Origin of the sequence: Clostridium sp. 1001271st1 H5 (genome assembly GCF_005845215.1) — a bacterium.
In the GTDB taxonomy this organism is placed as follows: domain Bacteria; phylum Bacillota; class Clostridia; order Lachnospirales; family Lachnospiraceae; genus Enterocloster.
Map to the genome: position 1 here is coordinate 132,799 of NZ_SPHO01000008.1, position 12,325 is coordinate 145,123.

Below are 12,325 nucleotides of genomic sequence, written 5' to 3' on the forward strand. Positions count from 1 at the left end.
AAAACAATGACAAAAGAAAAGCAGAAAGCAAACAAGCCTTTAAATCCCTTTGTGCCGCTTGTACTGATGGTACTTGCCTGCGCAATTGTATCTTATTTTGTAATACCGGGAGCCTATGACCGTGAAACAGTAGACGGGGTTACCCGGGTACTGGCAGACAGCTACCACGCCACGGAACGCACTCCTGTATCGTTTTTTAACATATTCCGTTCCATTCCGGAAGGACTGACAGCTTCAGCCAACATGATGTTCTGCGTTATGCTGATTGGCGGTATTGTGGAGATTTATAAGAGAACCGATACGGTGGGAGCTGCAATCAACAGCGTATTAAAGGCGTCTGAGCGGATGAGCAGCCAGGTTATCATAGCGGTTGTAATGATTGTATTTTTCATTTTTGGAGGTATTCTGGGTTGGAGTGAGCACATCATTCCCTTCGTTCCTATTATCGTATCCCTGGCCCTCTCGCTGGGGTATGATTCACTGGTTGGTATGGCCATCTCCGGCTTTGCCTGTCTGATTAGCTTTGCAGTTGCACCATTTAATGTGTACACAGTAGGAATTTCCCATACGATTGCGGAACTGCCCATGTTCTCAGGATGGGAGCTGAGGATTGCGGCTCTGGTATGCGTGTGGATACTTAGTTTGATATGGGTTATGCGGTATGCCAAAAAGGTGAAGGCAGACCCTTCCAAGAGCCTTGTGAAGGATGTGGACACATCTTCCCTGAGGATTCCTGTGGACCCGGGCCTTAAGTTTGACCTTCCGAAGAAGATTTCCGCCGTTGCACTGACTGTCTCCATTCTTGTTACGATTTACGGCATCCTGAATCTGAAGTGGTCCTACACGGAAATGGCCGCCACCTTTATGATTGGCGGAATTGTATCAGCTATATTTAACCGTGTGAACCTGGACGACGGAATCAATATGGTCCTTGACGGAGCAAGAGGAGCATTCAGCGGCGCCTTAATCATCGGCGTGGCCAGGGCGGTCCAGTGGACCATGACAAACGGCGGCCTGGTGGACCCACTGGTACACGGGCTTTCCAATCTGATGCGCAGCGCCTCGGCCTATGTGAGCACAGTCGGTATGTTCATTGTGAATTTCTTTGTGAATGCACTGATTCCATCGGGCTCAGGACAGGCAACTGCAGTTATGCCCATTATGGTCCCACTGGCAGACATGCTGCATATTACAAGGCAGACAGCCGTTTTGGCCTTCCAGTTTGGCGACGGTATATCCAATACCTTCTGGTTTACCAACGGAACACTGCTGATTTATCTGTCCTTAGGCAAGGTACCGTTAAAGAGCTGGTATAAGTTTATTCTGCCTTTGCATGGACTCTTCCTGATTCTGCAGTTAATCTTTCTGTTCGTGGCCGTGCAGATTGGATACGGGCCGTTTTAACAGGAGAGGAATTTATCAGGAATAAATATATCAGGAAAGGATTCAAGCTGTGAACGTTAGAGAAGAAGTAGAAAAATATCATGATTATGCCGTCCGTATGAGGCGGGAATTCCATAAACATCCGGAATTGAGCTGGAAGGAAGTGGAAACAGCAGGACGTATCCGCGCTGAGCTTACCGGGATGGGGATTCCCTATGAGGAGGTGGCGGGAACCGGCACCATTGCCACCATTACAGGGAAAGAGGAACAGCCGGTCATTGGCCTGCGCTGCGACATTGACGCGCTTCCAATCAGGGAAGTGAAGGAGCTGCCGTTTTGTTCTCAGAATCCGGGCGTCATGCATGCCTGCGGCCATGACGGCCACATCAGTATGCTGCTGACAGCTGCTAAGGTTTTGTCGGAACACCGGGATGAACTTAAATGCACGGTAAAGCTCATTTTCCAGCCGGCGGAGGAGCTGACCAACGGGGCAGTGAAGGTGCTGGAGTCAGGAAAGGTGGGCAGGCTGGATACAGTGGCGGGCATGCATATTTTCCCGTATCTGGAGAGCGGAACCATTTCCGTAGACCCTGGCCCCCGCTATACATCGGCCTCCTTTATGAATATTAAAATTATCGGAAAAAGCGGACATGGCGCCATGCCCCAGTACGCGGTGGACCCCATCTATGTGGGGGCAAAGGTGGTGGATGCCCTCCAAAGTATTGCCAGCCGGGAGACCAGCCCCATGGATACAGTGGTGGTCAGTATCTGTACCTTCCATTCCGGGACCATGGCCAATGTTTTTGCCGAGACAGCGGAGCTCAGCGGTACGGTGCGCACCTTTAACCCTCAGCTTCAGAAGGAACTGCCGGGAATGATTGAGCGCATTATAAAGAACACATGCGAAGCTTACCGGGCGGATTATGAGTTTGACTATTATTCTGATATCCCGGCAACGATTAACGACGAGTACTGCAGTGAAATTGCGGCGGAATCTGTCAGGAAAATCCTGGGCGAAAAGGGGCTGGTTAGATACGCGGGCACGCCTGGCGGTGAGGATTTTTCCTACTTCCTGGAAAAGTATCCGGGCGTTTATGCCTTTATAGGCTGCCGCAATGAGTCAAAGGACTGCTGTTATTCGCTTCACAATGAGCGTTTTGATTTGGATGAGGATGCGCTGGTGAACGGTGCGGCTTTCTATGTACAGTATGTGCTGGATGCACAGGATAAGTTCTAGGCCGGAGAGGTTCAGGGTGTTATTGTCCCACCCGCTGTTCACATCAGTATGTCTCTCAAACGTCTGACGCCTTCTTCCAAATCTTCCATGGACGGCGGGGTGATGACGGAAATACGGACTGCTGGTTTTGCCGGTTTGTTGCCCACTGAAAACCGCTCCGCCCCATAGACCTGCACACCGGCCTGTCTTGCGCAGATTTCAAAGCTTTTGCCGGTAAAATAATCCGGCAGACGCAGGTACCTCATGGGGCTGGTAGGCTGGCTGTCCAGCACAAAGTCCTCTAAGGTCTGGCTGATTACCTGATTCCGCCTGCGCAGTTCCTGTTTCCGGCTGTTTACGATATCGTCGGCAGCTCCGTCTGCAATGAGCCCTGCGGATATGGATGCAAGCAGCGGGGAAATGGAAATATTCATGGAATAAAGGGTGGTGGCCAGGCTGCGGTGATACTGGTCCGGCACATGGATGTAGGCGGTTCTCAGCCCGGCGGCAATTGTTTTGGACAGGCTTGACAGATAGATGACCTGTTCCGGGGCAAAGGCCGCAATGGGAGGCAGGGGATTCTCCGCCAGCAGGTTGTTGATGCCATCCTCAATCACAAGGATATTTTTCTCCCGTGCCAGTCTTCCAATCATTTTTCTTGTCTCCAGAGACATGATATGCGAGGTGGGATTGTGGTAATCCGGAATCACATAGATTCCTTTTATCTTTTCATTCTGGATTCCGTAGCGGATTCCCTCCTCTGTCATTTCAGAATTATCATTCTGGATGGGTATCAGATGGATTCCCAGCAGTTTTGCAGCGGTTTTGACTCCGGGATAGGTCAGGGGGTCTGTTCCCAGCTTATCTCCGCGTTCCAGCAATGCGCCCAGCGCTGCGGTCAGCCCGTTCTGACCGCCTGCTGCCAGCAGAATATGGTCCCTGTCTGTATGAAAACCGGATTTCTGAAGCCAGGCCGCGCCGGCTTCACGCTGCAGGGCGGTTCCCTCCGGGTCCTCGTAGGAAAACAGGTTCAGTGCATCCGGACGTTTCAGCAGCTGTTCCGCATATGATTTGACCAGCCGGTTTCCGGTCACCTGGGGCACCAATGCGCCCATTTCAATCATCCGGGGATTTTCCCGCCCGCATAGCAGGATGGTTTCCGCCGTAACATCCGCGGAAACATAGGTCCCGTTACCCACGCAAGCAGACAGAAGCCCTTTCTGGCTGCATAACTTGAATGCCCTGGATATGGTGCTCAGGTTTACATTCAGATAATCTGCCAGCTCTCTCTGGGGCGGCAGCTTTGTGCCGGCCTTCAGCGTACCGTTTTTAATATCCTCCTCCATCCGCCTTACCAGCGCCAGGTATTTGGGGCCTGGTGCGCTGCTTAAATCCGGTTTCCAGCTCATGGGATAATTGTCAAATGAATTAATGGACATAATTTGTTTCCTCTGCAGGTTTTTATATGGTTTGTTTGTATGGATATTCGTAAAATTGTCCTGCATACAATTCTACTATTGTTCGTGTCCTTTTACAAGTTTATAATAATACAAAACCAGACAAGGAGGAAACGTATGGAACATCTATTATCTGAGCGGATTAAATCCACGCCGCCGTCATTTATCAGAAGTATTTTAAAGACCGCGGCTGACCCGGAAATCATTTCATTTGCAGGAGGACTGCCCAACCCTGTATCATTTCCCCAGGAAGAGCTTCTGGTATCCATGGAACGCATTGTAAAGGACTATGGGAGCAGCCTGTTTCAGTATTCCATCACTGCCGGACTCCCTGAACTGCGCCAGTATATTGCGGACCGCTACAACCGTACATTCGGACTGCAGCTCGGCATTGAGAATATCCTTATTACCACAGGGTCCCAGCAGGCCCTTGACCTTATATCAAAGGTCCTGTTAAATACAGGGGACGGGGTGATTGTGGAGAAGCCCAGTTATCTGGGGGCCATACAGGCATTTTCCCAATATCAGCCGGTCTTTTATCCGATTGAGCTGACAGAGGAAGGGATGGATATTGGCCGGTTAAAGGAGGCCCTGGAGCATGACGTCAAATTCATTTATGCCATTCCGGATTTCCAGAATCCCACAGGACTCAGTTATTCAGCTGAAAACAGGGAGGGTATCCGGGAAATCCTGAGGGAGCGTGAAATCGTATTGGTGGAGGATGACCCCTATGGGGAACTGCGTTTTGACGGGGGCGGGCGCCTTCCTTATATCGGGGCCGGCAAACTGCCGGGCAGTATCCTGCTGGGGACATTTTCAAAGACAGTGACTCCGGGGATGCGCACCGGGTTCATGATTTGCTCTGACACGGAATTGTTAAAACATATATCCGTTGCAAAGGAAGCCAGTGATTTGCATACGAATATTTTCTCCCAGTACCTGATATGGGACTATCTGATGCACAATGACTATGACGCCCATATTGCACAAATCAGGCAGCTGTATAAAAAACAGGCCCGGGCCATGACCGATGCCATGGACCGGTATTTTCCAAAAACAGTCAGGTACACCCGGCCCCATGGGGGCATGTTTTTGTGGGTGACCCTGCCGGAAGGCGTCAGCGCATTATCGCTGTTTCCCAGAGCACTGGAGAGAAAGGTTGCATTTGTGCCCGGGGACCCATTTTACATCAATACAAGCAATACCAACACCATGCGTCTTAACTACACCAACGCGGACTGCCGGATGATTGACGAGGGAATTCACAGGCTGGGGGATTTGCTGAGGGAGCTGGCTTGATGCCAGCTCTTGCCTGTAGTCCGTAACCGGGTCAAAGGCCTCTGCCCGGATTGGGGTTATATTGATTCTGTTTTTGCCAGGGGAAGCCGCACCGTGAACATGCTGCCCTGTCCTTCCGGAATAGAACCGTTCAAAGATATGGGGAAGATGCTCAGGCCCGATTCCCATTCCCGTGTCCCGCACCTGTATCACCACATTTGTCTGGTCCAGGGAGGGAGAGAGTGTGATGACGCCGTCCTCCAGCTTTTCCACACGCAGCTCTATGCCGGATATACATGCCTCAGGTTCATTATTACGGCTGACCTGGGTCAGAAGGGCGTTTATTTCAATCAGTTCCCTTGGCTCCGTAATCCGGTCAAAGGCATTTAAGTCTCCCAACACGTACATACGTCTGCAAAGTTCTTCATTTTTACTGCTGATTTTATCCAGATATTCCCTCAAATCATCATCCACATACAGATTTCCCCTGAGAATCAAATCCGTGAATCCGTGAATCCGTGAATGGCCACCACCGGCGCTTTCAGGTTGTGGGCCAGGTCGGAGAAAAAGGCCTTGCGCTCGTCCAGCACCGCGTGCAGCTCCCTGGTGCGCTGCTGGACCTGGTCCTCCGGCATGGTCCCTTCCTCCGGGCAGTCATGTTGTTTATCTAAAAGTACTCTATAACAGTATTGCATATATCAGGGAAGCAGGTTCGGAAAAAGGTTACGTTTTGGTTAAGAGTGGCCGGGATTCCACATGAAAGGTTATCTTTCTGATAAAATCGGCATTGTAGTAAACCTGGCTGCTGCACAGGTTATGGCAGGATAGTGACAGAATATGCCATTTATCCCTAAAATCCTGTCATTTATCCCATAATCAGGGAAAGCGCCCATATTATGCTAAAATACAACGTTAAGATACTGACAGAGGACTACAGCTGTCCGCATTTTACCGGGACCAGCCGGAGCATGCCTGCTGTGCGGGAGTGCTGGTACTGCAAATATGCCGACTTCCGTAAATCCACAAAGGTCCATATATGCAGCAGCATCTGCCGGTGCATGGAAAACAGGGTGGATACCAGATTTGGTTTTATGAAAAATGAAGAATGACAGGGAGGATATTATTATGACTATCACGACAACAAGAAACAGCGGCAGCCTGACCCTGGCCCTTGAGGGGCGTCTGGACACCACCACGGCGCCGGAACTGGAGGCCGTGATAAAGAACGGTCTGGAAGGGGTGGATTCCCTGGTGCTTGATATGGAAGGCCTGGCATATCTGTCATCTGCGGGCCTGCGTGTGATACTGGCCGCCCAGAAGCAGATGAACAGGCAGGGGTCCATGGTGGTCCGCCATGTGTGCGAGACAATCATGGAGGTGTTTGAGGTCACAGGATTTACGGATATCCTGACCATTGAATGAGAAGCAGGATAATGAATCATTGGAAAATGAAAAACAGGGACCCCTTTACAGTCAGGATATTCAGGCGCATGTGGGGACCGGCTATCATTTCCTCGGCGGGATGGGCACTCAGCGATATAGCCGATGCAGTGGTGGTGGGCCAGAGAATGGGCGCCGTGGGCCTGGCCGCCATTGCCCTGATTCTTCCGGTCTACATGATTAACTGTATGTTTGCCCACGGGCTGGGGCTGGGAGGTTCCGTCAGGTATTCCAGGCTTCTGGGAGAGGGAAAACCCGGTGAAGCAGTGGAAAGCTTTAACCGGGTGGTGTCGGGTGCGCTGGCACTGAGCATCCTGACAGGAATCCTGGGCAATGTTTTTATGACCCCTCTGCTGGCTGTTCTGGGCACGGTGCCGGCCGACGGGGCGCTGTTTGAAGCCACCAGAAGCTATCTGGCGGTGCTGGTCTCTGCCACGCCTCTTTTTTATATGTCCAACATCCTCAATTATTATCTGCGAAACGATGACAGCGAGAAGATAGCCGGTGTTGGTTCGGTTGCAGGCAACCTTACCGATATCGGCTTCAATATCCTGTTGGTGCTGGTTCTGGGATATGGGACAGCGGGAGCAGCCCTGTCCACCATGATTGGCCAGACAGTGGCTGTCCTGTGCTATCTGCCCGGTATCTTCGGAGGAAACCATATACTTAAGGTGCGGCCGGGCAGGCCTGCGCCGAGTGCTGCGGCCCGGGCCTTCCGGGAGGGTTTTTCCAGTTCGGTCCAGTATCTGTACCAGCTTATCTTCCTCCTGCTGTGCAACAACATTTTAATCCGCGCCGGGAATGAGGCGTCGGTTGCCGTGTTTGACATGCTCCAGAATGCCTCCTACCTGATTCTCTATCTCTACGAGGGAACCGCCAGGGCCATGCAGCCCATGGTGAGTACCTACTGCGGCGAGCACCGCGGGCAGGGGATGAGGAATGTGCGCAGATACGCTTTTGTATACGGCTGCGGCGTGGGATGTACGGCAGCCCTTTTGATTTTCCTGTATCCCCAGTCCATATGCGCCCTGTTCGGGCTGCATGGAGGGCAGGCCGCCGGGATGGGCCGGGGTGCCCTCAGGCTTTACTGCGCAGGCACTGTATTTGCCGGGATATCCATTCTCTTGGCAGGATATTTCCAGTCCTGCGGACAGGAGAGGGAAAGCCTCATTATTTCGTCGCTGCGGGGCGTGATTGTGCTGATACCCTGTGTGCTGTTTTTCTCATTTCTGAGAACAGGGCTGTTCTGGTGGATGTTCCCGGCTGTTGAGATTCTTTCCCTGGGAATGTGGACGATACGGTTTCTCTCGGGCCGGTGCAGGGGGAAGGACTTTGACGTCTCCAGGGTATATACCTGTACGGTCAGCCGGGAGGACCGGGATATGACCATGGTTACAGGGGAGGCGGAGGCGTTTTGTGAGAAATGGGAGGCCAGCCCCAGACAGATTTATTTTGTGACCATGACCATTGAGGAACTGTGCCTTGTCATCCTGCGGGACGGAGGCGGGGATGATGTGTGCATTGAGATTACCCTGGTGGCCGGTGAACAGGGGGAATTCATTCTCCATATCCGGGACACAGCAAGGTATTTTGACCCCTTTGCCCTTGAAACGGGGCGGGTCAGCCGGGATGGCGGTTTTGATATGGATGCCATGGGCGTGAGGGTTATAAAGAGTAAGGCCAAGGAGTTCTTTTACCGGCGTTACGGCGGTTTTAATTCGCTGGTGGTGAAAATATAGGTTTTGGCGGAAAGGAAAGACAAAGGTGAAGATTGTTTATTTTGGCTCGGATGTGTTTCTGGATGTGTTCCGGTATCTGCACAGGCACCATGAAATCCTTGCGCTGTATACATACCACATGGAGGAAGATTATTTCAACGAGCATAATATCGTACAGCTGGCTCATATGTCCGGCATTCCTGTCCGCTATGGACAGATTACCCAAGGGGAGATGGAATCGTATATGGCAGATGGATGCGGGCTGTTTTTTGCAGCTGAGTACAGCCATAAGCTGCCGGTGCCAGAGGACAGCCGTTTTCGCGGTGCCAACCTCCACAGCTCCCTTCTGCCGGAGGGACGCAGCTACTACCCTATTGAATGCGCCATGGAGCGCGGGCTTACGTCCGGCGGCGTGACCCTGCACAAGATAGCAGAGTCCCTGGACCGCGGAGATATCCTGGGACAGGACAGGTACGGGATAGAGCCAGAGGATGACAGCGTGGATATTTACCTGAAAAGCGGACGTCAGGCTCTTTCACTGGTAAAGGAGCTGATGGAGGATTTTGACCGGATTTGGGCGTGGGCAAAGCCCCAGACAGAGCTACTTCCTTATTGGAACCGTCCGGAGCAGGCGTCCATGACACTGGACCATTCCATGACCGTTAAGGAGGCCGGGCACATTTACCGCTGCTTTAATAAGATGACCACGGTATGGATTGACGGGCGCCCTTACTATGTGGATGGTCTTGCCGCTGGACGGGTGATGCTGGGAGTCTCCGATGACTGCAACCTGTTTGTACGGGACAACAGGGTGCTGTACGGGGTGGCGGACGGGCATCTGAGGCTGGATTTGGTTCCGGTTTGGGAGGAATAGCAATATGAGAGACAGGGGCTGGAAAGCGGGCGGAATAAAGGACAGGAAAAAGGGAAAGCTGCAGCTGAAATTCCTTATGGGGCTTATGGCAATGACGGCAGTCCTGATGGTTGCCCTGGGCTGTGTCATCACGCGGCAGTACCGCCAGAGCATGGAGACGTATTATAAAAAGCTGGCCTTTGACGAGGCAAAGATTGCAGCGGAATACATTGACGGGGATACCATTAAAAGCTACGCCGCCACCCTTACAGAGGACAGCTACTATGACCAGGTAAGCCGTTATCTTCTTTACATGAAGGAAACCATAGGCATTAAGTACTTTTATGTGGTTATTCCTTATGAGGACCATATGTACTATATATGGGACGTGGGAAAAGAGGGGGAGGAGGGCGTGTGCAGCCTGGGGGATGTGGATGATTATTACCAGGGAGGCAGGGAAATCATGCGGGGCGCCTATCTGAATCCGGACGGGGAGGATACCATCCTCATTACCAATAACGAGGAGTATGGATATCTGGCTTCCGCTTATGTGGCTATCCTGGATTCCTCAGGACAGTCAGCGGCCCTTTCCTGTGTGGACATTTCCATGGACATGATTGACAGGCAGATAGAGGGGTTTGTGGCCGCTGTGGCTCTGGTGATTCTGCTGGTGCTGATTGTGTTTATTGTGGGATATTTCTTTTTCATCCGCCACTCGGTCTTAAGGCCCTTAAGCCGTCTGAGCCAGGCTGCCCGGACCATTGTCAGCGAACAGATGGACGACCTGTCCAGCTTCCGCGTGGATGTAAAGACAGGGGATGAGATTGAGGAGCTGGGGGATGCTTTCAACCGCATGGCCCATGAGCTTCACAGTTACATTGAGAACCTGTCCGCTGTCACGGCGGAAAAGGAACGCATTGGCGCGGAGCTGGACGTGGCCACCCACATCCAGGCCAGTATGCTGCCGGGGATTTTTCCGGCCTTTCCCAACCGGTCGGAATTCGACATCTATGCGACCATGGAGCCGGCCAAGGAGGTGGGTGGTGACTTTTACGACTTCTTTCTGGTGGATGAAGGGCATCTGGCGGTGGTGATTGCCGACGTGTCGGGAAAAGGAGTGCCGGCGGCCCTGTTCATGGTAATTGCAAAGACACTGATTAAGGACCACACCCAGGCGGGCACCACTCCGGCTGAGGTTTTCAGCGAGGTAAATGCCCAGCTCTGTGAGAGCAACGAGGAGGGATTGTTCGTCACTGCATGGATGGGAGTCCTGGAAATTGCCACAGGGCACATGGTCTTTGTCAACGCAGGCCACAACCCGCCGCTGGTGCGCCAGGCCGGGGGAAGGTTTGAGTATATGAAACTGAGGCCGGGATTTGTGCTGGCCGGCATGGAGGGAATCCGTTACCGGTCCGGTGAAATGGACCTGGCTCCGGGCAGCACGCTGTATCTCTACACGGACGGCGTTACCGAGGCTGCCAATGGGGAAAATGAACTTTACGGCGAAGAGCGGCTTCTGTCTGTGCTTGGCGCACATGAGGATGCTGCTCCGGAGGAGCTGCTTCCTGCTGTAAAGGCAGACATAGACGCTTTTGCGGGGGATGCACCCCAGTTTGATGATATAACCATGCTTGCATTAAAGCTTTCAGGGAAAGGGAACCCGTGGAAAAAGGAGGGAGAGCTAAGATGGAGCTGACTGTGCCGGCTACCCTGGAGGAGCTGGAACATGTACAGGAGTTTGTGGAACAGGAGCTGGAGGCACAGGGGATATCCATGAAGATTCAGATGCAGATTTCCATTGCTGTGGAGGAAATCTATGTCAATATTGCCCGGTATGCATACCACCCTGAAGTGGGGCAGGCCACGGTGCGGTGCGCCGTGGGAGGGAATCCCCTGCAGGTGACCATCCAGTTTTTAGACAGCGGCAAGCCCTTTGACCCCCTGGCCAGGCCGGATGCAGATACCAGTCTTTCCGCTGAAGAACGTGACATTGGCGGCCTGGGAATCCTCATGGTGAAAAAGTCAATGGATGATGTTGGCTATGAATACAGGGACGGCTGTAATATATTGACTCTGAAGAAAAGCCTGTGACTGTCTGGTACAAAAAACGGAAGAAGTATAATGTGCGCTATGTGCAGTTCGGGATATCTGCATGTGGTTTCATGAATTCAATCTTTATTTAATTGGATGTTGACATGTGTTCATATTGATGCTAAAATGAATATGAACACATGTTAACATCCGGCGTTCAGGATAACACAAAAATAAAACAGCAGTAAGATATTATAATAAAAAAGAGGAAGCCTATGAAAGAAAAGCCATACCATCACGGAAACCTGCAGACAGAGTTAATAGAGGAGGGATTAGCGCTCATACATGAGGAGGGGCGGGGGAATTTTTCACTGAGAAAGCTGGCAAAGAGAATAGGGGTATCTCCCACTGCATGTTACAATCACTATGCCACCGCAGAAATGCTGCTGGGCGAGATGAAGCGGTATGTCACGGATAAGTTCTGCGGCATCCTGCTAAAGAAAGCGCAGGAAGGCAGCAGGGAATATGCATTAATCAATATGGGAGTGGGGTACGTGAATTTTTTTGCGGAGAATCCACACTATTTTACCTTTATTTATGACAGCCAGGATTACAGCATTGAATTGACAGACAGCACCTTTGAGGGAGACTTTGAACCCTTCCGCATATTTAAGGAGACAGCGTTAAGATGCATGGAATTAAAATGCATCCCCGAGGAAACATACCGCGATAATCTGGTCATCATGTGGGCGGCCGTGCATGGAATGGCAGCCATGGCAAACATGGGGGGATTCCATTATCAGGGAGACTGGGGGGCGCTGGCAGAGAAGCTTTTAATTTCAAAGGTCAGATTGGCGGACTGAGGCGTGTTTGGAAATTTGTTCGTGGTTATTATGCCGCAGCCGGAGCGTTCAGCAATTCAATAAACTGCATCTGTACAGGTGCGGAA

General features: G+C 51.8%; 12 protein-coding genes and 1 pseudogene. 10 read left to right on the forward strand and 3 right to left on the reverse strand.

The window, feature by feature from the left end; genetic code table 11:
- The first annotated feature begins 6 nt into the window (after positions 1-6).
- Entirely contained in the window at positions 7-1,404 is a 1,398-nt protein-coding gene (locus FGS84_RS13910; protein ID WP_138309149.1) for a YfcC family protein, read from the forward strand.
- 49 nt (positions 1,405-1,453) lie between these two features.
- The gene (locus FGS84_RS13915; RefSeq protein WP_138309150.1) at positions 1,454-2,620 is read left to right on the forward strand and encodes an amidohydrolase; all 1,167 of its coding nucleotides are present in this window, start codon (positions 1,454-1,456) and stop codon (positions 2,618-2,620) included.
- A gap of 38 nt (positions 2,621-2,658) precedes the next feature.
- Here the strand turns inward: FGS84_RS13915 and FGS84_RS13920 are convergent, their stop codons facing one another.
- Positions 2,659-4,038, reverse strand: coding sequence for a PLP-dependent aminotransferase family protein (locus FGS84_RS13920; RefSeq protein WP_138309151.1), 1,380 nt, complete (start codon positions 4,036-4,038; stop codon positions 2,659-2,661).
- A 135-nt stretch (positions 4,039-4,173) separates the two neighbouring features.
- Between FGS84_RS13920 and FGS84_RS13925 the strand changes: the two genes are divergently transcribed.
- A complete protein-coding gene (locus tag FGS84_RS13925; RefSeq protein ID WP_138309152.1) occupies positions 4,174-5,355 on the forward strand; it encodes a PLP-dependent aminotransferase family protein in 1,182 nt (393 codons plus the stop codon).
- A gap of 117 nt (positions 5,356-5,472) precedes the next feature.
- Here the strand turns inward: FGS84_RS13925 and FGS84_RS31525 are convergent.
- Positions 5,473-5,742 (reverse strand): annotated as a pseudogene (locus tag FGS84_RS31525) (ATP-binding protein); the annotation flags it as partial.
- An 86-nt stretch (positions 5,743-5,828) separates the two neighbouring features.
- Positions 5,829-5,969 carry a hypothetical protein gene (locus tag FGS84_RS31530; RefSeq protein WP_243129975.1) on the reverse strand — a complete coding sequence of 47 codons (141 nt, stop codon included), beginning with the start codon at positions 5,967-5,969 and terminating at the stop codon, positions 5,829-5,831.
- A 261-nt stretch (positions 5,970-6,230) separates the two neighbouring features.
- Here FGS84_RS31530 and FGS84_RS13935 point away from each other — a divergent pair, with 261 nt between their 5' ends.
- The 7 genes from FGS84_RS13935 to FGS84_RS13965 all read left to right on the forward strand — a co-directional run bounded on the left by FGS84_RS13935 (position 6,231) and on the right by FGS84_RS13965 (position 12,239).
- Positions 6,231-6,443 carry a hypothetical protein gene (locus FGS84_RS13935; RefSeq protein WP_243129976.1) on the forward strand — a complete coding sequence of 71 codons (213 nt, stop codon included), beginning with the start codon at positions 6,231-6,233 and terminating at the stop codon, positions 6,441-6,443.
- 16 nt (positions 6,444-6,459) lie between these two features.
- A complete protein-coding gene (locus FGS84_RS13940) occupies positions 6,460-6,756 on the forward strand; it encodes an STAS domain-containing protein (protein WP_138309153.1) in 297 nt (98 codons plus the stop codon).
- Between the two features lie 26 nt (positions 6,757-6,782).
- Entirely contained in the window at positions 6,783-8,513 is a 1,731-nt protein-coding gene (locus FGS84_RS13945) for an MATE family efflux transporter (RefSeq protein ID WP_138309282.1), read from the forward strand.
- A 25-nt stretch (positions 8,514-8,538) separates the two neighbouring features.
- Positions 8,539-9,366: a formyltransferase family protein gene (locus tag FGS84_RS13950; RefSeq protein ID WP_138309154.1), complete on the forward strand. Its 828-nt coding sequence runs from the start codon at positions 8,539-8,541 to the stop codon at positions 9,364-9,366.
- Between the two features lie 4 nt (positions 9,367-9,370).
- The gene (locus FGS84_RS13955; RefSeq protein WP_207739920.1) at positions 9,371-11,041 is read left to right on the forward strand and encodes a PP2C family protein-serine/threonine phosphatase; all 1,671 of its coding nucleotides are present in this window, start codon (positions 9,371-9,373) and stop codon (positions 11,039-11,041) included.
- Positions 11,032-11,436: an ATP-binding protein gene (locus FGS84_RS13960; protein WP_138309155.1), complete on the forward strand. Its 405-nt coding sequence runs from the start codon at positions 11,032-11,034 to the stop codon at positions 11,434-11,436. Before FGS84_RS13955 ends, FGS84_RS13960 begins: the two co-directional genes overlap by 10 nt.
- Before the next feature lie 215 nt (positions 11,437-11,651).
- Entirely contained in the window at positions 11,652-12,239 is a 588-nt protein-coding gene (locus tag FGS84_RS13965) for a TetR/AcrR family transcriptional regulator (protein ID WP_138309156.1), read from the forward strand.
- Positions 12,240-12,325: the final 86 nt, after the last annotated feature.

What these genes read in the sequence shown, in the direction of transcription:
- FGS84_RS13910 (WP_138309149.1), top strand. Translation starts at nt 7, where the DNA reads ATGACAAAAGAAAAGCAGAAAGCAAACAAGCCTTTAAATCCCTTTGTG.
- FGS84_RS13920 (WP_138309151.1), bottom strand. Translation starts at nt 4,038, where the DNA reads ATGTCCATTAATTCATTTGACAATTATCCCATGAGCTGGAAACCGGAT.
- FGS84_RS13925 (WP_138309152.1), top strand. Translation starts at nt 4,174, where the DNA reads ATGGAACATCTATTATCTGAGCGGATTAAATCCACGCCGCCGTCATTT.
- FGS84_RS31530 (WP_243129975.1), bottom strand. Translation starts at nt 5,969, where the DNA reads ATGCCGGAGGACCAGGTCCAGCAGCGCACCAGGGAGCTGCACGCGGTG.
- FGS84_RS13935 (WP_243129976.1), top strand. Translation starts at nt 6,231, where the DNA reads ATGCTAAAATACAACGTTAAGATACTGACAGAGGACTACAGCTGTCCG.
- FGS84_RS13940 (WP_138309153.1), top strand. Translation starts at nt 6,460, where the DNA reads ATGACTATCACGACAACAAGAAACAGCGGCAGCCTGACCCTGGCCCTT.
- FGS84_RS13945 (WP_138309282.1), top strand. Translation starts at nt 6,783, where the DNA reads ATGAAAAACAGGGACCCCTTTACAGTCAGGATATTCAGGCGCATGTGG.
- FGS84_RS13955 (WP_207739920.1), top strand. Translation starts at nt 9,371, where the DNA reads ATGAGAGACAGGGGCTGGAAAGCGGGCGGAATAAAGGACAGGAAAAAG.
- FGS84_RS13960 (WP_138309155.1), top strand. Translation starts at nt 11,032, where the DNA reads ATGGAGCTGACTGTGCCGGCTACCCTGGAGGAGCTGGAACATGTACAG.
- FGS84_RS13965 (WP_138309156.1), top strand. Translation starts at nt 11,652, where the DNA reads ATGAAAGAAAAGCCATACCATCACGGAAACCTGCAGACAGAGTTAATA.